The 20,736-nt window shown below is 61.6% G+C and carries 14 protein-coding genes; all 14 read left to right on the top strand.

Features of this window, described 5'->3' with window-relative positions; genetic code table 11:
• Position 1: 1 nt before the first annotated feature.
• Complete coding sequence (locus tag MJA45_RS06990; protein WP_315606552.1) at positions 2 to 1,702, top strand: methyl-accepting chemotaxis protein; 1,701 nt, start codon at positions 2 to 4, stop codon at positions 1,700 to 1,702.
• A 486-nt stretch (positions 1,703 to 2,188) separates the two neighbouring features.
• On the top strand, positions 2,189 to 3,982 hold the full coding sequence (locus tag MJA45_RS06995; RefSeq protein ID WP_315606553.1) for an ABC transporter ATP-binding protein: 1,794 nt from the start codon (positions 2,189 to 2,191) through the stop codon (positions 3,980 to 3,982).
• A gap of 6 nt (positions 3,983 to 3,988) precedes the next feature.
• Entirely contained in the window at positions 3,989 to 5,800 is a 1,812-nt protein-coding gene (locus MJA45_RS07000; RefSeq protein ID WP_315606554.1) for an ABC transporter ATP-binding protein, read from the top strand.
• 203 nt (positions 5,801 to 6,003) lie between these two features.
• A complete protein-coding gene (locus MJA45_RS07005) occupies positions 6,004 to 7,347 on the top strand; it encodes a sialidase family protein (protein WP_315606555.1) in 1,344 nt (447 codons plus the stop codon).
• Positions 7,348 to 7,437: 90 nt separating this feature from the next.
• Positions 7,438 to 7,788 (top strand): MmcQ/YjbR family DNA-binding protein, encoded by a 351-nt coding sequence (locus tag MJA45_RS07010; protein WP_315606556.1) that lies wholly within the window; start codon positions 7,438 to 7,440, stop codon positions 7,786 to 7,788.
• A 100-nt stretch (positions 7,789 to 7,888) separates the two neighbouring features.
• Positions 7,889 to 8,734, top strand: coding sequence for a sugar phosphate isomerase/epimerase family protein (locus tag MJA45_RS07015; RefSeq protein ID WP_315606557.1), 846 nt, complete (start codon positions 7,889 to 7,891; stop codon positions 8,732 to 8,734).
• A gap of 329 nt (positions 8,735 to 9,063) precedes the next feature.
• Positions 9,064 to 10,635 carry a type 2 periplasmic-binding domain-containing protein gene (locus tag MJA45_RS07020; RefSeq protein ID WP_315606558.1) on the top strand — a complete coding sequence of 524 codons (1,572 nt, stop codon included), beginning with the start codon at positions 9,064 to 9,066 and terminating at the stop codon, positions 10,633 to 10,635.
• Positions 10,636 to 10,752: 117 nt separating this feature from the next.
• The gene (locus tag MJA45_RS07025; RefSeq protein WP_315606559.1) at positions 10,753 to 13,092 is read left to right on the top strand and encodes a glycoside hydrolase family 95 protein; all 2,340 of its coding nucleotides are present in this window, start codon (positions 10,753 to 10,755) and stop codon (positions 13,090 to 13,092) included.
• 12 nt (positions 13,093 to 13,104) lie between these two features.
• The gene (locus tag MJA45_RS07030) at positions 13,105 to 13,281 is read left to right on the top strand and encodes a hypothetical protein (protein ID WP_315606560.1); all 177 of its coding nucleotides are present in this window, start codon (positions 13,105 to 13,107) and stop codon (positions 13,279 to 13,281) included.
• A gap of 56 nt (positions 13,282 to 13,337) precedes the next feature.
• Positions 13,338 to 14,390: a glycoside hydrolase family protein gene (locus MJA45_RS07035; RefSeq protein WP_315606561.1), complete on the top strand. Its 1,053-nt coding sequence runs from the start codon at positions 13,338 to 13,340 to the stop codon at positions 14,388 to 14,390.
• The gene (locus MJA45_RS07040; RefSeq protein WP_315606562.1) at positions 14,387 to 15,388 is read left to right on the top strand and encodes a Gfo/Idh/MocA family protein; all 1,002 of its coding nucleotides are present in this window, start codon (positions 14,387 to 14,389) and stop codon (positions 15,386 to 15,388) included. The genes MJA45_RS07035 and MJA45_RS07040 overlap by 4 nt, the downstream gene beginning before the upstream one ends.
• Entirely contained in the window at positions 15,385 to 17,538 is a 2,154-nt protein-coding gene (locus tag MJA45_RS07045; protein WP_315606563.1) for a glycoside hydrolase family 31 protein, read from the top strand. Before MJA45_RS07040 ends, MJA45_RS07045 begins: the two co-directional genes overlap by 4 nt.
• A gap of 340 nt (positions 17,539 to 17,878) precedes the next feature.
• A complete protein-coding gene (locus MJA45_RS07050) occupies positions 17,879 to 18,895 on the top strand; it encodes a response regulator (protein ID WP_315606564.1) in 1,017 nt (338 codons plus the stop codon).
• Positions 18,892 to 20,736, top strand: coding sequence for a cache domain-containing sensor histidine kinase (locus MJA45_RS07055; RefSeq protein ID WP_315606565.1), 1,845 nt, complete (start codon positions 18,892 to 18,894; stop codon positions 20,734 to 20,736). Before MJA45_RS07050 ends, MJA45_RS07055 begins: the two co-directional genes overlap by 4 nt.

Consider the following 20,736-nt stretch of genomic DNA (forward strand, 5'->3'; position numbering starts at 1 on the left):
AATGAAGTTAACCGCCAAAATGCTGCTGATGTTCGCCGTTCTGATTTTGCTTGCCATGTCGGCTTCCTTGACCGGAATCGTAAGCCTGGGGCTGGCCGATAGGGATAGCCGCCATCTGGCCGAAGAAGACGTTGCCTTTCTATCCCAATATAAGAACATTTACGCCCAAGGGCTCCAACGGGGACAGGCGGTGCGGAACCTGCTCCTGAATCCGAACGATGCCAAGGCGATGGATAATTTCAATAACGCGGTGAAGGATTCGGAAGCCCTGTTCGAGACGCTCCGGTCCCTTTCCTCCGAGCACGGACTCGATCCCGCCGAGATTGAGGCTTTGAATGTCTTGTCCAAGAAGGATGTCGAGCTCCAGAGAAAAGCGGTCGGCCTCGCCTTGACCGATTCCAAAGGAGCGCTCAAGGTCATAGTGGAAGAGGAAACTCCCGTTTGGCGGGAGATGAAGGACCGGTATTTTGCCACGGAGCAGAAGGTAGATGAGCTGTTCGCGGCTAGTGCCGCGGAGCTGAAGGAAGGGATCCGGACCAGCACGGAGATTCTATACGGGATCGTGGTTCTGTTCCTGGTGTGCAGCGGCGGCATTCTCTGGTACATGAACCGATCCATCACCCGGCCTGTCCTTCAGGCCAGCCGTCAGGTTGGCGAGATCGCGAAAGGGAATCTAGCGGTTGCCCTGCTGCCGGCCGTCCGTAAGGACGAGCTCGGCGGGCTGGCCCGATCCCTTAACGAAATGGTGGCCCAGCTGCAGGGACTGGTCGGAGGAATTAAGCTGACCTCCGAGCAGCTGGCGTCCTCCTCCGAAGCACTTTCCGTGATTTCGGATGAAACGACCCGGGCGGGACGGCAGGTGACCTCCTCGATCGAGCAGCTGGCCGGGGGAACCGAGACCCAGCTGTACGGCGTGCAGGAAGCGACCCGTGCGATGGAGGAGCTCGCGACCGCCGTCCAGCGGATTGCCGAGTCGTCCGCCGAAGCGGCGGAGCGGGCCTCTGCCACCGCACGGGAAGCGCAGACCGGACAGCAGGCTCTGCATGGAGCCGATGCCCAGATGGAGGCGATCCGGGACTCCGTAGGCCGGACCGCCGAAGAAATCGGCTCGCTGCGCCTGCGTTCGGAAGAGATCGGCGAGATCATCGGAGTCATCAAGGAGATCTCCGGGCAGACCCAGCTGCTCGCGCTGAACGCTTCGATCGAAGCCGCCCGCGCGGGGGACGCGGGCCGGGGCTTCGCCGTGGTAGCCGGCGAGGTGAAGAAGCTCGCCCTGCAGTCGGAAGCCTCGGCGGGCAAGATCGAAGCGCTGGTTTCCGGCCTTCAGCAGGCCACCGGCCGGGCCGTCCAAGCGATGGAGCGGGGCAAAGCGGAGGTGGAGAAAGGGCGCTCCGTCATGAACGAGGCGGGGGAAGCCCTCCACTCCATTCTGACGGAGACGGGCGAGGTGGCCGGCCAGATTCAGGAAATATCCGCGGCTGCCGAGCAGATGTCGGCCGGCACGGAGCAAATCTCCGCCTCGATGGAGGAAATGTCGCGCATTTCCGGAGATTCGGCGGCGGAGTCGCAGAACGCAGCCGCGGCCGCGGAAGAGCAGCTCGCCTCGATGGAGGAGATCGCGGACTCGGCCCGCGCCCTGAAGGAATCGGCAGGAAGGCTGCGGTCTATGACCGAGGCGTTCCAGGGCGAGGCCCGGGATTAACACGATACCCCGGAAAGGAAGCTGGGAGTGCTTTATCGGGGAGTGTTGTCTGCTTTCCTATGGAATTTCGTGGGCGACCAGCGGTTTTCCCGCCATCAACGTTACCGGTTAAGGCACTGGTTACCAATGACCTGTGAGAGGGACACTTTGTAAAAAGTGCCGATCTTGCGGGTCATTTGCGTTTTAACTGTGTGGATATTGTCGGTACCACGTGTTGGCTATTCCGGTCTTTCCTTGCGCCGGTGCCGACGGTACGCCGACCATGCGCCCCAGGCTGCCCCGCAGACGGCGAAGAGGGGGATGTTAACGGGTCCCCGTTCTGCAAGCGGACACCGTCCGGGACTCGGCTCCGCCGTCTTTTTTGCCGTTAACGGGGCAAGAACGGATAAAACCTTTTTCTCCTATTGCCGGGGGGCGGCATGAGGTGCTACCATTCCTTTATGTCCATTACCAAATTAGACCAGAACGAGCAAAAGGAGGGATGTCATGAAGGTGTTTATCCGTTTGTTTGCCTATGTCCGGCCCTACAAGGGTTGGGTAGCCCTGGCGGTCGCAATGCTGGCTGCGGGGGTGGCCTTCGACCTGCTGGCCCCCTGGCTGCTGAAGCAGGCCATTGATAAGGGGATTGCCGAGAAAAGCCTGGCGGTGGTGATCTTCTATACCCTGATGCTGGGGCTGGGGCAGCTGCTCAAAACGGGCGTCAGCTACGTACAGGGCTACGCCCAGGAGCTTGTGGGGCAGAATGTCATCTTCGATCTCCGGCAGAAGCTGTACGGTCATCTTCAGAGACTGTCCTTCTCCTATTACGATAAGGCGCAGACGGGACAGCTTATGTCGCGGATGACGGGTGATATCGAGGCGGTCAAAAATTTCACCGGCTTCGGCCTCATGTTTCTCATTACCGGCTTTCTCACGTTCGCCGGCACGTTCGTCGTCATGCTCGCGATGCAGTGGAAAGTGACCTTGATCAGCATGGTGACCATCCCGCTGATTCTCGTCTCCCTGAGGCAGTTCAACCGCAAGGTCGGACCGGCCTGGGGAGATATCCGCGAGCAGATGGGCAAGCTGACGACCACCCTTCAGGAGAATATTTCCGGGATCCGGGTGGTCAAAGCGTTCGCTCAGGAGAAGAAGGAGAAGGCGAAATTCGACGAGCGGAACGAAACGAATTTCCAGTCGAACCTGTCCCGGGCGAAGCTTGAGGCCGGGGCGTTTCCGCTGATGGGCTTCTACGGCGGGGTGGTTTTCCTGCTGATGAACTGGGTGGGCGGCCTGTACGTCATCCGGGAAGAAATGTCCATCGGTACCCTGATGGCCTTCCAGTGGTATGCGTGGGGCATCATCTGGCCGCTTAACATGCTGGGCTGGCTCGTCAACATTACGCAGCAGGCGGCGAAGGCGGCTCCCCGCGTCTTTGAAATTCTGGACACCCCGCTTGCGGTGGACTCCCCACCGGGAGGAGGAATCCGGCCGGCCGGGCTGACGGGGGCGGTCCGCTTCGAGCGGGTATCCTTTCATTATCCGGCGGCGTCCGACGAAGAGAAGCGGGACGTGCTGAAGCACCTGTCGCTTGAGGTCCAGCCGGGAGAGGCCGTAGCCGTTCTCGGCGGTACCGGCTCCGGCAAAAGCACCCTGATTCAGCTTCTCGCCCGGTTCTATGACGTGACGGAAGGACAGCTCCTGATCGACGGGCGAAACGTCAAGGAGTACAACCTGGAGGAGCTAAGGCGGAAGATCGCCATCGTGCCGCAGGAAACCTTCCTGTTCTCGGCCTCGATCCGGGATAACATTGCCTTTGGCTGCCCGGACGCTTCCCGGGAGCAGGTGGAATGGGCGGCCCGGCAGGCCCAGATTCATGATTTCATCCTCACGATGCCGGATGGATATGAGACGATCGTCGGGGAAAGAGGGGTCGGGCTGTCGGGAGGACAGCGGCAGCGTGTCGCTCTCGCCCGCGCCATCCTCATGGATCCGCCCATTCTGGTGCTCGATGAGGCCACGGCCAGCGTGGATACGGCGACGGAATCGGCCATCCACGATGCCCTGCACGCGGTGATGAAAGGCCGGACGACCTTCATCGTCGCCCAGCGCCTTTCATCCATCCAGCGGGCGGACCGGATCATCGTGCTGGAGAACGGGACCATCGCCGAGCAGGGCACCCACAAGGAGCTTTACGAGAAGGACGGCTTCTTCCGGCGGCTGTTCCGTCTGCAGCAGGGCACACCGGAGCGGGAAGCCGATGCGGCGGAATTAAAGGCTGCGGCGGGAGAAGGGAGGTAGGCGGACATGAGTCAAGTGGAGTGGGATTCACTCGAGGAGGCGGAGGACCGCCCTTTTAACCGAACCTATATGAAAAGGATGCTCGGCTATCTCCGGCCGCATGTGAGAACCCTCTCGATCGTGGCGGTCATCGTGGTCGCCAACATGCTGCTGAGCCTAAGCGAGCCGGTGCTCATCCGCTATGCCATCGACAAGGGCATGCTCGAGAAGAATGTCTCGGTTATTCACGTGGTCGGGCTGTCCCTTCTCGGCATCCGCCTGGTATCGTGGGGATTCGGCTTCTTCCAGATCAGGCTCGTCAATTACACCGGACAGCGGATCCTGTACGGGCTCCGGCAGCAGCTCTTCGATCATTTGCAGGCACTTTCTTTCCGTTTCTTCGACGGGAGGCCTGCGGGCAAAATCATGTCGCGCATCACCAACGACACCAATGCCATCGGCGAGCTGATCAACGGCGGCCTGATCACGCTGCTGATGGAGTTTACCCATCTGATCGGAATTGTCGTTATTCTGCTTTATTGGGATTGGAAGCTGGCGCTGATGGCGTTTACGGTGCTTCCGTTCCTGTATCTGCTCGTCGCCCGCTTCCGGCCCCGGATCGAAAGCGCCTGGTCCCGGTCCCGCAAAACGATGTCGGCCATCAACGGCAATGTGAACGAAACGATCCAGGGCGTCCGGGTGATCCAGGCCTTCTCGCGGGAAGAGGCGAACAACGAGCGCTTCCGCGGCATCAACACGACGAACAAAAAGGCCTTCATGCGCGCCGTCTCCCTGGAGGTCATGGTCTGGCCGCTGGTCGAGCTGATCGGAATGCTCGGCACCTGCCTCGTCGTCTGGTATGGCTCCTCGCGGGTCATCGATGGGGATTTGTCGGTCGGGTTTATCGTGGCATTCATCAATTACCTGTGGCGGTTCTGGGGGCCGCTGAGCGCTCTGTCGAAGGTGTACAGCCAGCTGCTGTCGGCCATGGCTTCGGCGGAGCGGATCTTCGAAATTCTCGACACCGAACCGGAGATTAAGGACCGTCCCGGTGCCCGGGAGCTTCCCCCGATCCGCGGGCGGGTGGCCTTCGAGAACGTCTCGTTCCGCTACCAGCCGGATAAAGCCGACGTCCTGCACGGGCTGAAGGTCGAGGTGAAGCCGGGACAGAGGGTGGCGCTGGTCGGACCGACCGGCTCCGGCAAAAGCACCATCGTGAACCTCATCATGAGGTTCTATGACCCGACTTCCGGCCGCGTGACGATCGACGGGACCGACTTGAAGGACGTCACGCTTTCCTCGCTGCGCAGCCAGATGGGCATCGTGCTGCAGGATTCCTTCATCTTCTCGGGGACCATTGAGGAGAACCTCCTTTACGGCAAAAAGGACGCCACCCGCGAAGATATGTTACGCGCGGCCAAGAGCGTCCGGGTCGACGAGTTCGTCTCCCGGTTCCCGGACGGCTACGCTACGCAGGTGGAGGAGCGCGGCTCGAAGCTGTCTATCGGCCAGCGGCAGCTGCTCGCCTTCGGCCGGGTGCTGCTCGCCGACCCGAAGATCCTCATCCTTGACGAAGCGACCTCAAGCGTCGACACGGAGACCGAGCAGCATATCCAGGACGCATTGAACACGCTGCTGGTGGGCCGGACGGCGTTCATTATCGCCCACCGCCTGTCGACCATCCGCGACGCCGACCTTATCCTGGTCATCCGGGACGGCCGGATTGCCGAGTCCGGCAATCACGACGAGCTGCTGCGGCAGGGCGGAACCTACGCCAACCTGTACCACAACCAGTTCGCGATGCAGGAAAGCCTGGCGCTGCGGGCAGCCGGCTCTTAAGGAGCCGGTTTCTCAACACTAGGAAGCTTGGCGCGTTAGCCGTTAAAGGCCGCTTTCGAAGGCGGCCTTTTTCGTATTCCTTTCGGCGGGGGCACTCCGGGGCGGACCATTTTCGGATCAACCCGGGACAGATGAACAGGCGGCGGCACACCGGCCTCCATATAACGGGTAGTAACGACTATCTCCAAAGGAGGAGAACTCCCGTGAACTTCAAGAGACCCTTGCCCCCAGTCCGGGCCGGAAGCCTCTCGCGGCTTGCGGCTCCATCGGCTTCTGTCCGCAGAAAAGGAAGACCGAAAGCCATTCGGGCCGTTAATGTCAATCTGACTCCGAACTCCAAACCACAGAACGAACCGAGTGTCGCCATCCGAAACCATATCGTGCTGGCGACGGCCAACGATTACCGGGCTCCGGACGGCGAGCCGAGAATCGGGGTATACCGCTCCACGGATGGAGGAAGACGTTTCACCAATCGGCTGCTGCCTTTGCCGCCGGACCACGCTTTCTCAGGAGACGGCGTTGCGGCCGCCGGCCGCCGGGGGCTTTTTCTTATCACCGGGGCGGCTTATCTCGGAGAAGAGAAAGGCTCTATCGTCCTCTACCGCTCGGAGGACAATGGGGCCACCTTCAGCGGGCCCCAAATCCTGGATTTGGGGCGCACCTCGCCCAGCGTGTTCAACGACAAGCCCTTTCTGGCCATTACGCCGGCCACCTCCCGGCGATTCCGGAACCATGCGTATGTCGCTTATTCCCGGTATACCCGGAATTCCACCAGGGTCTCCATCTTTCTCGTGAGGTCGGAGGACAATGGCCGGACTTGGTCCAAGCCGATGCGGCTGACGCCGGCGCTCGATGCGAACCAGCTCGGTACGACGGTCGCGATCGGGCCGGAGGGAGAGGTCTATGTCGGGTGGATGGCCTCGAGGAACGATTTCAGCCGATCGGCGACGTACGAGTTCCGCAGCTCCTTCGACGGGGGGAGAACCTTTACCCCGCGGAAGAGGGTCTCGGCCGTCGTCCCGGTCCTTAACCGGAAGCTTCCTGTCAAATCCTTTACCTTCCGGGTGTTCACGCTGTCTTTCTTGGGGGTGGACCGGTCGCACGGGCCGCACTGCGGGCGCCTTTACGCCGTGTGGCAGGATACCCGGTTTAACGGCAACGCCCACATTCTGCTGTCCGTCTCGGACGACAAGGGGGCGAGCTGGTCCAAACCGAAGCGCATCGACAACAGTCCCCTGTCCAGTCAAAATTTCTTCCCGTTCATCGCCGTGTCCCGAAGCGGGGAGATCAGCGTGGTCTATTACACGAACCGCCGGGCAGCCAATCTTCTGGATGTCTACGTCGCCCAGTCGAACAACGGCGGACGCTGCTTCCGCAACCGCCGGGTAACGACGGTTTCTTTCAATCCGGTTCGGAAATCGGCCTTTAGGCCTCCTTTCATCGGCGACTACATTGGCGTCGATTACAAGCCGGACGGCCAAATCTTCGCGGTATGGTGCGACAACCGGAGAGGCAATGAGGATATTTTCGGAGGGGGTCCGGATTAAGCTTTGGCTCCCTCGTAAAGACTGGCTCTCTTTCCAAGGTTGTCCTACAATAAGGAGTAACCGCATTAATCGATAAGGAGAGAGTGTGCCATGTCCAAAGCCTTGATCCGGTACTGCCTGAGCAAGAAGGGAGCCGTCGAAGACCGCCCGTTCGGACCCGAGCCCCTCGTCGTCAAAGTGGGAGGCCGCATGTTTGCCTTAATCGCGGAAAGCGCGGAGGCCTGCCATTTTTCCTTGAAATGTGATCCGGTCATCGCCGAGAACCTTAGGGAGCAGCACTCCGCCGTGCGTCCGGGGTACCACCTCAACAAGAAGCATTGGAATACCGTTGTCCTGGACGGCTCCCTTCCGGAGGAAGACGTCATGGCCATGATCGACCATTCGTACGACCTCGTGGTGGCGAAGCTTCCGCGGTCGGTCCGGGAGGAACTTGCCGGCTAGCGCCGGTTGGTGGTCTCGGTTATTCAGACGGCTCTCTTCCGGTTAAGAAGGTATAAGCCATCGCGGCGGAAGCTTTCATAACCGATAGGAGGGAATCATGATGCCGAAGCTATCTTTAAATACATGGAGCCTGGAACGCCGTTTGGGTCCGACGCGCAATGTTACCTGGGACCGGGTCTACCGCAAGCAGGTGACCGAGGTGGAGGAGAACCCCGAGGATCTTTCCCTGCTGGAGCTGCCGGCCGTCCTTAAGGCAAAAGGCTTTGAGGCCGCCGAGATCAGCTACGCCCAGTTCCCGGATACGACCGAGGCCTACCTGGACCGGGTTAAGAAGGCTTTTCAGGAGGCGGGAGTGGAGTTTGCTTCGCTGCTGCTGGATTACGGCGACTTGTCGACCGAGGATAAGGAGCGCCGGGAAGCCGACCTCGCCTGGTGCAGGGCGTGGATCGACCATGCCTCGCGGGCGGGTGCGGAGCGGGTAAGGATTATGGCGGGCGAAGGAGCGCCGGATGACGAGGAAGCGCTGAACCGGGCGGCCGATGCGTTATGCGGGCTCGCCGAATACGCGGCCGGCTTAGGCGTCCGGGTGGTGACGGAGAACATCGGGAACCTCGCCTCGACGTCGATCAACTGCTTGAGCCTGCTTCGCCACTGCAACGACCGGATAGGGTTCACGGCCGATTTCGGCAACTTCCCGCAGAACAAGGAACGGCAGCTGGGCGAGGTGCTTCCGCATGCGGAAACGGTTCATGCCAAAGCGGAGCTGGACAAATACTCGGAACCGGATGAGGCCGACTATAAGCGCTGCCTCGACCTATGCTCGGGTGTCGGCTTCGACGGGTATTATTCCATCACTTACCTGGGCGAAGGCGACCCCTGGGAGGGCATAGGCAAGCTTCAAAAGCTCGTGGCGCCCTACCTCAGCAAGGAGCAGGAGGCCCGGTAGCCCGCGAGGCCTTACCTGCCTGAGCCAGGGAAGGAAGGCCGCGGGCCGAAGCCGATCGGCCTACTGGAAGAAGAGCGGCCTGAAGAGACAGCTCCCGCCAAGAAACAGATCCTCCGGTGATAGGGAGCGATCTGTTCTTTTTTTGCGTTCCGACTTCCCCGCTGCTAGTTGTCAGGAATTGGTTATTGGCAGTGGGGAGGGACCGCCATTCGAAAACAAACACAACTGGAGCGTAAAAAAATACATACCGGAGGGAGAGGACGGCGGGTAAGATGGGGATAACCGGGAATGGACTGGTTAATTCAAACAGACGGGGTTGGTTACGAATCATGAAAAAAGTGCTGGGCGCAATTCTGGCCGGAGCGATGTCGGTCGGTTCCCTCGCAGGCTGCGGAAGCGGGGATAAGAATGCGGATACAGGTGCGGGAACGGGCACGGCCAAACCGAACGAGAAGCTGAAATTCTCGATGTCCATGACGACGAGCGGCAATAAATTTGCGGAGAAATCGACCAACGTTAACGAGGAGAAGTGGGTCAAGAAGCTCGAGGAAGTGACGAACACCGATCTCGACATCCGGATGATTCCGCTGAAGGATTTTGACTCCAAGATGTCCCTCATGTTCGCATCGAACGACATTCCGGACGTCGTGCAGAATGTCGGCGGGGCCACCTCCAAGGGCATGTCGGGTTCGGTGGAAGCAGGAGTATTCCTGCCGCTCGACGATCTTCTCAAGCAGTACGCGCCGAATCTTATGAAAGCGGTACCGAAGGAAGCCTGGCAGGAAACGAGCTACGACGGAAAGATCTATGGCATCCCGTCCTGGCTGTCTAACCCGTCCCGGCGCGCGCTGTTCATCCGGTCGGACCTGCTCGCGAAGACCGGTCTGTCCGCTCCTAAGACGGTGGACGAGTTCCTGAACGTTATGCGGGCGATGAAGAAGAACGGCGTCGAGAACCCGTACCAGATGCGCGAGAACTTCAAATACGCGGATACCATCCTGGGTTCGTTCGATGTGCTGCCGAGCCAGTTCGAAGTCAAGAACGACGAAATTGTGCCGAAGTTCTTCGACGTCGAGAACATGACCAAAGCGCTGACCGTGCTTAAGACCATGTTTGACGAAGGGCTCATTCCGAAGGATTTTGCCTCGATCACGTCTACGGACTACGGCAAGAACATCGAAGCGGGCAAGGTCGGCATGTGGTCCGCCAACGCGCAGGGCTTGTCCAACTACCGCAATAAGGTCAAGGCCGCGGTGCCGGACGCCAAGATCGACATCGTCGCCTCCCCGCGCGGACCGGAAGGAACGGGGGGCCATCTTCTGTACTCCAGCATCAATACGTCGTATTACATCAACAAGAAGGTTTCGAAGGAAAAAGCGATCGAGATCGTCAAGTTCTTCGAGTGGATGACGACGCCGGAGGCGGAGCGGTACTTCTCCTTCGGAATCGAAGGCGAGACGTATACGATGGAAAACGGCAAGGTGAAGTTCACCCCGCCGACGACCACGGAAGCGATCGATGAGGACGGCTTCCGCAGCATGTTCTGGTTCGTTCACGACGTCGTTTACAACAAGGCGAGAGAAGAGCTGACCCAGGACGGCCGCGACATGATGACCTACATGGATACGATCATTTCGAAGGAAGGCTTGGGCTCGGTCCGCTTCGTTCCGGCATTGGAAGCCAGTTCCAAGTATCCGGACGCAGCGCCGCAGGGAGACGACGTCGGTCCGAAGCTCATCATCGACCACATGGTCAAGATGATCTACGGCAAGGAGCCGATCTCCGACTGGCCGAAGGTGATTGAAGAGTACAAGAACAAGGGCGGCAAGGACATTCTCAAGGAAGCGAACGATCGCTACAAGAAGAAGAACGGTGTCATCGTAATGGAAAACCGGAAATAATGCCGGCCCCGTGGAAAAGTATTTGTTCTTGCGAAAGCGGGACAAATGCTTTTCCTTCTTTGCGGGAGATAAACGGCATATGGCCGCACTCTCACGAACAAGAAGGAGGACATCGCATTGAACGCAAACGAGAAGCCGTCCGGCTTGCGGCTATGGTACGACAAGCCGGCGGCCAAGTGGGAGCAGGCGCTGCCCATCGGCAACGGAAGGCTGGGCGGCATGATCTTCGGGGGAGCCGCCCAGGACAAGATCCAGCTCAATGAGGACACGATCTGGTACGGCGGACCGAAGGACGCGGACAACCCGGATGCGCTCCGGTACCTGCCGGAAATCCGCCGTCTGCTGACGGAGGGGAAGCAGACCGAGGCGGAACACCTGAGCCGCATGGCGCTGATGTCCGGGCCGAAATATTATTCCCCGTACCAGCCTCTGGGGGACCTGCTTCTCTGGTTTGCCGGTCATGACCGGGCGGCGGAGGAGTATGAGCGGGAGCTGGACCTGGAGACGGCGGTCTCTGTGGTCCGGTACCGGCTGAACGGAGCGGACTTCCGGCGGGCATATTTCAGCAGCGCGGCGGACCATGTGCTCGTCGTCCGTCTGGAGAGCGGCACGGCGGGAGGGCTGACCTTCGGTGCGAATCTGATGCGCCGCCCGTTCGATGGGGGCAGCCGTCCCGTCGCCTCCGATACGATCCGGATGGACGGCGAATGCGGGCGCGACGGCGTGAGCTTCGCCTGCACCGTCAAGGCGGTATGCGAGGGAGGCCGCGTTAACGCTGTCGGCGACTTCCTCTCGGTGGAAGGCGCGGACGCCGTCACGCTTCTGCTCGCGGCGGAATCCACGTTCCGTTCGCCGGACCCGGCCGAGGTGACGCTCCGGCGGGTTGAAGCGGCGGCCGCCAAAGGCTATGCCGCGCTCGAGCGGGATCATTCCGCCGAATATGCGGAGAAATTCGGCCGCGTGTCGCTATGGCTGTCCGGCGGGAACGGGGACGGCACCGATGAGGACGGCGACGAATGCGAGGCGGCGCTGCCGACCGATCGGAGGCTTGAGCGCATGAAGGAGGGGCGGGAGGACACGGACCTCATCGGGCTCTTTTTCCAGTACGGACGGTACCTTCTCCTCTCCTGCTCGCGCCCCGGCAGTCTGGCGGCGACGCTGCAGGGCATCTGGAACGACAGCTACACGCCTCCTTGGGAGTCCAAATACACCATTAACATCAACACGGAAATGAACTATTGGCCTGCCGAAGTGTGCAACCTGTCCGAATGCCATGAGCCGCTGTTCGATCTGATCGAGCGGATGCGCCCGAGCGGCCGCCAAACGGCGAAGGCGCTGTACGGCTGCGAAGGATTCGTCGCGCATCACAATACGAATCTGTGGGGAGAGACGCGGGTGGAAGGCATCCTCGTGACGAGCTCGATCTGGCCGATGGGAGCGGCCTGGCTGTCGCTTCACCTGTGGGAGCGCTACCGCTACGGCCTGGATGAGGAGTTCCTGCGGGAGAAGGCTTATCCCGTCATGAAGGAGGCCGCTCAGTTCCTGCTTAGCTATATGGTCACGGACGAGCGGGGACGGCTCCTTACGGGGCCTTCGATCTCGCCCGAGAACAAATTCCTCCTCCCGGACGGGACGCCGGGCACGCTGTGCATGGGGCCTGCGATGGATTCGCAGATCGCTTATGCGCTCTTCACCGCCTGCCTTGAAGCGGCCCGTCTTACGGGCCTGGATGACGGCTTCCGCGAGCGCCTCACGGAAGCGCGCGGCCGGCTGCCCGTTCTGCAGATCGGCAAGCACGGGGGGGTGATGGAGTGGCTGGAGGATTACGAGGAAGCGGATCCCGGCCACCGCCACATCTCCCAGCTTTTTGCCCTTCATCCGGGCGAGCAGATCGACAAGCGCCGCACGCCGGAGCTTGCTGCCGCCGCCCGGCGCACGCTGGAGCGGCGCCTTGCGAACGGCGGCGGCCATACGGGCTGGAGCCGGGCGTGGATCGTCAATTTCTGGTCGCGGCTCGGAGACGGGGATGCGGCGTACGATCACCTGCGGATGCTGCTCACCGGCTCCACTTATCCGAATCTGCTGGACAGTCATCCGCCTTTTCAGATCGACGGCAATTTCGGCGGGACGGCCGGTCTTGCGGAAATGCTGCTGCAGTCCCACGCGGATGAGATCGAGCTGCTTCCCGCGCTGCCTACCGCCTGGCGCGCCGGGGAAGTGACGGGGCTGCGTGCCCGCGGCGGGGCCGGCGTTGACATCCGCTGGCGGGACGGCGGACTGGAGCAGGCTGTGGTGCGTCCGGGCCGCGACGGCGTCTGCCGTGTCCGCTCGTCCGAACCCCTTTCGGTATGCACGGGGGAGGGGGAGACGGTGGCAGCCGTCCATGAAGACGGAGCGGCCGTCTTCCAGGTGTCGGCGGGAACCGCCTATAGGCTGACTCCACAGGTGGAGAGATAAAGGATCAAATCGATGCCCATTCCGCAAGGAAACCCCGTGCTGTCCATTGGCTGCAGCATGACAGACGCCTGGCTGCGCCCATGGACGCGCCGGTATAACGGCCGGACCCGGCGGGCGGCAGGCGATGAACCCGGCCGGTGTGCAAAATGGACCGCTGCAAGATGGGCGGCATTCTATTGGGGCCTCTGATCAAGGCGGAGGGGTGCCTTGCCGGAATCGGGCAAGTGATTACAAGGAGGATGGACATGAACAAACAATCGCTCGGCCATCTGGCCGACCGTCTGCTTCCCGCTCCGAAGAACGGCGGGTTCCGGATGGAAGGATACTGGGTCTGGTGCGGAAGCGCCGTGAAGGGGGAAGACGGACGGTTCCATCTGTTCGCTTCCCGCTGGCCCAAGCATCTGCCCATGCACCCCGGCTGGCTCGTCGGCTCGGAAGTCGTCCGGGCGTCGGCGGACCGGCCGGAGGGACCGTATACGTTCGAGGAAGTGGTGCTTCCCGCTCGCGGAGCGGAATATTGGGACGGACGCGCCACTCACAATCCGCACATCGTGAAGCACGGGGACGAGTACCTGCTCTATTACATGGGAACGACGCATCCGTTACCCGAGCCGATGCCGGAGGAGGAGCTCGCGCCGGACGACCCGCGCGTCATTGTGGCACGCGCGGGCAAGCGGGTCGGCCTGGCGGTATCGAAGAGCGTCTTCGGGCCGTGGGAGCGGCCGGAAGCGCCAATCCTCGACACGCGTCCGGGACGCTTCGACAGCTTCCTTACGTCCAATCCCGCACCCTGCGTCCAGGAAGACGGCTCGGTGCTGCTGATCTATAAGGCGCGCCGTTATGAGGGCAACGTGCACGGGAGGATGACAATCGGCGCGGCCCATGCGGATCATTATCGGGGCCCATACCGCGTACTCTCCGACGACCCGGTCTTCCCGCCCGACCGCTTTCATATCGAGGACCCTTTCGTCTGGAAGACGGACGCGGGCTACGAGCTGATCGCGAAGGACATGGAGGGCACGCTCTGCGGAGAGAAGCACGGGGGAATTCATGCCTTCTCGCCGGACGGCCGCGACTGGCGGCTCGCCGATCCGCCCAAGTCGTATTCGCGCCGCATCCGGTGGGATGACGGCACGGAACAAACGTTAGGCAATCTGGAGCGGCCGTTCCTGCTGTTCCAGGACGGCAGGCCGACTCACCTGTTCGCGGCGGTCGCCGACGGGCCGGGCGGGTTCCGCAACGCATCGAATACGTGGAACCAGGTATTCCCGATAGCCGATTGGAGGGAGACGGAATGAAGGCGATTCTGGCCGGCATGGGGGCCGCGGGGACGAGCTGGTACCGGCGGCTCCGGGAAAAGGGAATCGAGACGGCGGTCGTCGAGCGCAATGAGGCACTGAGGGAGGCGGTGCTCGCGCAGGGGAGCGTTTTCTATACGGATGTAAAGGAGGCGATCGAGAAGGAGCAGCCTGACTTCCTCCTTAACGTCACGTCTCCGCATGCGCACGGTCCGGTCAATCACCTCGCGTTCGATTATCGGCTGCCCGTGCTGTCCGAGAAGCCGATCTCGTTCGATTACGCGGAGTCGGCGGGCATGACGGAGCGCGCGGTGCGCGAGGGCATTCCTTTCATGATCGCGGAGAATTACCGGCGCATGCCCGATCCACGGCGGGTGAAGCGCCTGATCGATGACGGGGCGATCGGCCGTCTGTCGTCCATGGACGCCGTCTTCAACCGGTACCATCATGTGCATCGCCACTACCGGGTCAGCCTGCTCGACGATATCGCGGTGCATCATTTTGACATGATGCGTTATTTTGCCGGAGTGGAAGGCATTCGTTTGTATGCGGAACGGTACTGCCCGTTGAACGCCTGGGGAGAGGCGGAGGACCATAACGCGGCGGCGTTAGTCGAGCTGGAAGGGGGCATCCGGGCGACGTACTCGGGGACCATTACCTCGCACGCCCAACCGACCCCGTGGCACGGCAACTGGCGGATCGACGGGACAGAAGGCTCGATCGAGCTGACGGAGAAGTCGGTTGCGCTCGTCCGGAGAGGAGTCCGCACGCCGGTCGAGGATGACGGAACCGCGGAGCGGGCGGATATCCTCGAGGAGTTTCTGACGGCGCTCCGGGAAGGCACGGAGCCCGACACCTCCGCCGCGGACTATATGCATACCCAGGCGCTTGTGCAGGCAGCCAAGGAATCGGCCCGGGAACAACGGGCGGTTTCCGTGGACCGTCCGCACTATGGCGATACGGCGGCAGCGTGGAAGAGGAAGGAGGGCTCGGCATGAGCAGGAAGGGAACGGACTGGATGCGGGAGACCGCCCCCGGCGTATGGTCGGGCGTGATTGGAGAGCCCGAGGGAGTGTCACCGCTCGAATGGATGGGGAAAGAGCCGCTCGCGGACGCCCTCGCGGCCATGGAAACCGCCGGACTGCCGTTTGCGCTTGGCGAACTCACGGTGGAGCGGAGGAAGGGCTGGACGCTGCTGCGGATTCCGCTTGAGGAGGACGAACCCCTGTACGGGCTAGGCCTGCAGCTGATGCGGATGAATCACCGCGGGCGCACCCGCTTCCTTCGCGTCAACAGTGATCCGAAGCAGGATACGGGCGAATCGCACGCCCCCGTGCCGCTTTTGATCAGCGCGAGGGGCTATGGCATCCTGGCGGATACGTCCCGCGTCGTGACGTTCCACTGCGGATCCACGGTTCCCCGCACGGAGAGCTTCACGGCGGAGCGGACGCCCGACCGGAATACGGATTCCTCTTGGAGGGCGACGCCTGTATCGCCGTTTCTGGAGCTCCGGCTTCCGCCCGAAGGCTGCCGGATCGTGCTGTTCGCGGGGCCGACTCCGCTCGATGCCGTCCGGCGCTATACGCTCTGGAGCGGCGGCGGGGCGCTGCCGCCGCGCTGGGGGCTCGGCTTCTGGCACCGCGTGCCGACCCTGTACACGGCCTCGGAGGCGGCCAACGAAGCACTCGAGTTCCGCAGGCGCGGCTTCCCGTGCGACGTCATCGGCCTGGAGCCCGGCTGGCACAGTGCCAGCTATCCGGTGACATACGAGTGGGCGCGGGAACGGTTCCCCGACCCGGCGGCCTTCGTTAAGGAACTCGGGTCGCACGGCTTCCGCATCAACCTGTGGGAGCATCCGTACGTCTCGCCGCAGGCGGGCATTTATCCGGCGCTGGAGCCCTATGCCGGCACGCACGGTGTATGGGGCGGCATCGCTCCGGACTATACGGTGCCCGAGGCGCAGGCGGTCTATCAGCGTCAGCATGAAGACGAGCACGTCGCGATCGGAATATCGGGCTACAAGCACGACGAGTGCGACGGCAGCGAGCTGACGAACCACGCCTGGATGTTCCCGGCGCACGCCGAATTCCCGTCCGGATTGGACGGCGAACAGATGCGGCAGCTGTACGGCCTGCTCTTCCAGAAGATGACGGACGACCTGTACCGCCGCTGCAACCGGCGCACCTACGGATTGGTCCGGGCTTCGGGGGCGGGTGCGGCTCCGATGCCGTATGTCCTGTACTCCGACCTGTACGATCACCGTCAGTTCGTGCGCGCGCTCTGCAGCGCCTCCTTCAGCGGGCTGCTCTGGACCCCCGAGGTGCGCAAGGCGGTAAGCGAGGAGGATTGGGTCCGCCGCATGCAGACCGTTGTCTTCTCCCCGCTCGCCATGCTGAATGCCTGGGGGGACGGTACGAAGCCCTGGTCGTTTCCCGGAACCGAGGCCCTCATCCGGCACTGCCTGGAGCTGCGCATGCGGCTGCTTCCGTATTTCTACACCGCCTTCGCCCGGTACCGCTACGAGGGCGTTCCTCCCTTCAGGGCCATGCCGCTCGTCGAGGGCTTCGCAGAAGCCGCGGCCGCCTACCGGGAATCCGTCCGGCACACCAAGACGACCTTGAACACGACCGACGGAGCCTACGGCAAGACCGCCGTCCGGGAATGGGACGACCAGTACATGGCGGGCGACGATTTGCTGGTGGCGCCGCTCTTCGCGGGAGAGACCTCGAGGGACGTTCTGCTGCCGCCGGGCGGCTGGTACGGGCTCGACTCCGGCGTCCGCTGCGAAGGCGGCGGCGTCGTGCGCCTGGACTGCCCTCTCGGGCACCTGCCGGTCTTTGTCCGGGAGGGTGCGGTGATTCCGCTCATGCCGGCGCTGCCTCACGTGCCCAAGCCGGGGGCGAAGGTGCCAGTCGAATGGTGCCACTTCGGGAATACGCCGGGCCGGGGCGTGCTGTACGACGACGACGGAGAGACGTTCGATTACGAGGATGGCCGGCAGGTGTGGCTGACGGCGGAGGTCATCCGGGGAGACGATGGCCGCTGGAAGGGCACGTCCACCGTGGAGCGCGGAGGAGCAGAGACGTCGTATCTGTACGGCTTGCCGACATGGCGGTACGGACTGGAGCGTCTGCCGGAATCCCCGTGATGCGATCGATTCCGATCGTAAAAAAAACACAGCTCCACCTCAAGTTTCTCCCTGGGTTCCCTGCCCCCTCTCCGGTATAATGCTGTCCAACTGCAAGATCAAGTTCCGGGACGGCCAACGTAAGCCGACCCCGGATTGACAGCAAGAGCCAGAACGAGGGAGGGTCCCGTCATATTGTTCAATCCGTCCACGCATAGTAAGCTCTAAGAACGGGGAGTGCAGGCGGCTGCAGCGGCTTGTCCTTTTGCGGGCCTTCCAGTGCTAGTCGCCGTCTTCCTCCCGGTTGTCCAAGGGAAGATCGTGTTGGAGAAGAGGGAACAAGAGGGAGAGGGCAACTGACATGAGATTGCTGATCGTCGACGACGAACCGATTATACGCAGCGGCTTAATGAAAATGGCGCAGGATTACAGCCCGGCGTTTACCCATATCGAAACGGCCATTAACGGGGAAGAGGCGCTTACCATCATCGGTGACGCCGAGCCGGACCTGCTGATGACGGACATCCGCATGCCGCGCATGGACGGTTTGGAGCTGTGCCGCCGGGTCCACGAAAACTACCCTCACATTCTGATGGTGGTGGTATCCGGCTTCGGCGACTTCGACTATGCCCAGAAATGCCTGGCTTATGGAGTCAAGCATTACCTGCTTAAGCCGGTTACCCCGCCGGACTTGTACGAGGTGTTCGATCAGATCCTGCGGACGATGCCTCAGGTGCATATCCCGGTATCCCGCTATGTCCAGTGGGTAGAGCGCATGGAGATGAGCATCTGGACCCTTCAGGCGGACGAGATGTCGTCGCTCATGGAGGAGTGGCGGCAGCACTGCTCCAACCTGCCGGCCAAGCAGCTCCGGGATCTGCTGCACGACATCATGGCCCTCCTGCAGAAGCAGTTGAAGGAGAAAAAGCGGACCGCGACGCCCGCTCTGGAGGAACCTCTGGAGGCGGCGACCAAAGCGGAGCTGTTCCGGGAATTCGAGGCGCGGCTGCAGACGACCATGGCCGACCTGCTGTCCGCCCGCCGGGGTAACTTCAAGGACCCGATGGAGGAAGCGAAGGCGTATATCGACACGCATCTGTCCGTGGAGATCTCGCTGAAGGAAGTGGCCGATATGGTCGGCATTACCCCGACCTATTTCAGCACCCTGTTCAAAAAAATGACCAACCAGACCTTCGTCAGCTACCGCATCCACCGTCGGATGGAGAAGGCGAGCGAGCTGCTGTCCGTTCCGCACATGCGCACCGTCGACGTGGCCTCGGAGGTGGGGTACGACGATTATCCGCATTTTACGAAGACGTTTAAGAAAATATTCGGGCTTTCCCCGTCGGAATACCGGTCGAAGCTGGGGATCCGATGAAAAACCTGAACCTGTTCTCGAAGCTGCTGCTCTCGTATCTGATCGTCATCCTGATCTCGCTTGCGAGCGTTGGCTTCTTCTCGTACCGGGCTTCTTCGGACGAATTGGACCAGCTTGTGGAGAACCAGCTCAGCCAGGTGGTCGGCAATGCCGTTCATCATACCGATCTGTATATCCGGGCCTACGAACGGTCCATGGTCTCCCTCTTGAACAGCACGGATGTGAAGCGGTTCATCGACCTGCCGCCGGAGGAGACGGGCTATCCGTACTACGAGCTGCGCAAGTCGATCCGCGAGTTCAGCATCGAGCCCGCGTTCATCCGGAACCCGGAAATCGCGAACATCTTTCTCCTCAGCTTCAACGAGAACGCCATATACTTCTTCAACGAGAATGCGAACGGGTCATTCTCCAAGGAAGAGATCCGCGGGCAGCTCGACTTCTACAAGGCCAATACGGCCGAGCAGGGCAAGCTGTCCGTGCTGAATCACAGCATCCAGCCGGCGCAGCAGAATCAGATGCTGACGCTTGTCAGGAGGATCCGCGGCCTCTCCTCGACGGAGCTGAAGGGCATCCTGGGCATCGAGATGCGCGCCGCCGAGCTGTCGGAGCTGTGGAAGGGGATCGACCTCGGCAAGAACGGGTATTTTTTCATCGCGGATGCCGAGGGCAAGTATGTGTACCATCCGGACAAAAGCCGGATCGGCTCCGAAGTGCCGGAGTCGATCCGCGGGCCGGTGCTGGAGGCGAAATCCGCCGCCTTCACGGGAACGATCGACGGCAAGGACTGGGAGCTCATGAGCCGGACCTCGAATTACGGGAACTGGCGCCTTGTCGTCTCCATGTCGGTTGACGAGCTGCGCAAGCCGTCCGAGACGATTCGCACGACGACGCTTATCGTCGGCGCCTTCACGCTCATGCTCGCCATCTGGCTTGCTGTCCGCTTCGGCCGTTCCATAACGGAGCCGATCCGGAAGCTCAAGAGCGCGATGCGCCAGACCGAGAAGGGGAATTGGGCGATGATTCCGCATCCCGAGCACCGGGACGAAATCGGTGAATTGATGATCCGCTACAACCTGATGGTCAACCGGTTGTCGGAGCTCGTGGACAAGGTGTACCAGGCCGAGCTGCGCGACCAGGAGAGCCGGATGGAGCGGCAGAAGGCCGAGCTCCAGTCGCTGCAGCTGCAGATCAACCCGCATTTTCTCTATAACACGCTGGAGACGATCGTCTGTTATGCGGTCATCCGCGATTCGAAGGAAATTTCCGAAATTGTTAAGGCGCTTGCCTACATGCTTCGTTATTCGGTCAAGACGGACCTGGAGGAAGTGACGGTCGCCAACGAGCTGAAGCACGTGCTGTATTACCTTGTCGTGCTGCAGCACCGCATCGGCCGGGAGTTCGAGGCGGACGTCGCCGTACACCCGGATTACCTGCTCCGCAACATGGTCCGGCTGACGCTTCAGCCGCTTGTGGAGAATGTGTTCCAGCATGCGTTTCGGGACGGAGTCGAGGACTATCACTACATTCGGATCGACGCGGGCGAGGAGGGGGACACGTTCTGGGTCAGCGTGGAGGACAACGGTGCCGGCATGAACGCTTGGAAGCTGCAGGAGCTGCGGGACCGGCTGGATGCCAACCGGCTGGCGGACGGCAACGAGGAATCGTCTTCCGGCGCCGGGGGAATCGGCATCATGAACGTTCACCGGCGTATTCAGATGGTGTTTGGCGTCGCTTACGGACTGAGCATCGAGAGCGAGGAAGACGTCGGCACGAAAATGACGATGCGCATGCCGGTATCCGGGGCTTTGCCCCCGAAGCGGCAGCCGCGCACCGATCGATAG

It is taken from the genome of Paenibacillus aurantius, assembly GCF_032268605.1.
In the GTDB taxonomy this organism is placed as follows: Bacteria; Bacillota; Bacilli; order Paenibacillales; family NBRC-103111; genus Paenibacillus_AO; species Paenibacillus_AO aurantius.

Excerpts from the sequence above, each read along its gene's own strand:
- MJA45_RS07035 (WP_315606561.1), top strand. The coding sequence starts at position 13,338 with ATGAACAAACAATCGCTCGGCCATCTGGCCGACCGTCTGCTTCCCGCT.
- MJA45_RS07055 (WP_315606565.1), top strand. The coding sequence starts at position 18,892 with ATGAAAAACCTGAACCTGTTCTCGAAGCTGCTGCTCTCGTATCTGATC.
- MJA45_RS06995 (WP_315606553.1), top strand. The coding sequence starts at position 2,189 with ATGAAGGTGTTTATCCGTTTGTTTGCCTATGTCCGGCCCTACAAGGGT.
- MJA45_RS07020 (WP_315606558.1), top strand. The coding sequence starts at position 9,064 with ATGAAAAAAGTGCTGGGCGCAATTCTGGCCGGAGCGATGTCGGTCGGT.
- MJA45_RS07040 (WP_315606562.1), top strand. The coding sequence starts at position 14,387 with ATGAAGGCGATTCTGGCCGGCATGGGGGCCGCGGGGACGAGCTGGTAC.
- MJA45_RS06990 (WP_315606552.1), top strand. The coding sequence starts at position 2 with ATGAAGTTAACCGCCAAAATGCTGCTGATGTTCGCCGTTCTGATTTTG.
- MJA45_RS07030 (WP_315606560.1), top strand. The coding sequence starts at position 13,105 with ATGCCCATTCCGCAAGGAAACCCCGTGCTGTCCATTGGCTGCAGCATG.
- MJA45_RS07000 (WP_315606554.1), top strand. The coding sequence starts at position 3,989 with ATGAGTCAAGTGGAGTGGGATTCACTCGAGGAGGCGGAGGACCGCCCT.
- MJA45_RS07050 (WP_315606564.1), top strand. The coding sequence starts at position 17,879 with ATGAGATTGCTGATCGTCGACGACGAACCGATTATACGCAGCGGCTTA.
- MJA45_RS07010 (WP_315606556.1), top strand. The coding sequence starts at position 7,438 with ATGTCCAAAGCCTTGATCCGGTACTGCCTGAGCAAGAAGGGAGCCGTC.
- MJA45_RS07015 (WP_315606557.1), top strand. The coding sequence starts at position 7,889 with ATGCCGAAGCTATCTTTAAATACATGGAGCCTGGAACGCCGTTTGGGT.
- MJA45_RS07045 (WP_315606563.1), top strand. The coding sequence starts at position 15,385 with ATGAGCAGGAAGGGAACGGACTGGATGCGGGAGACCGCCCCCGGCGTA.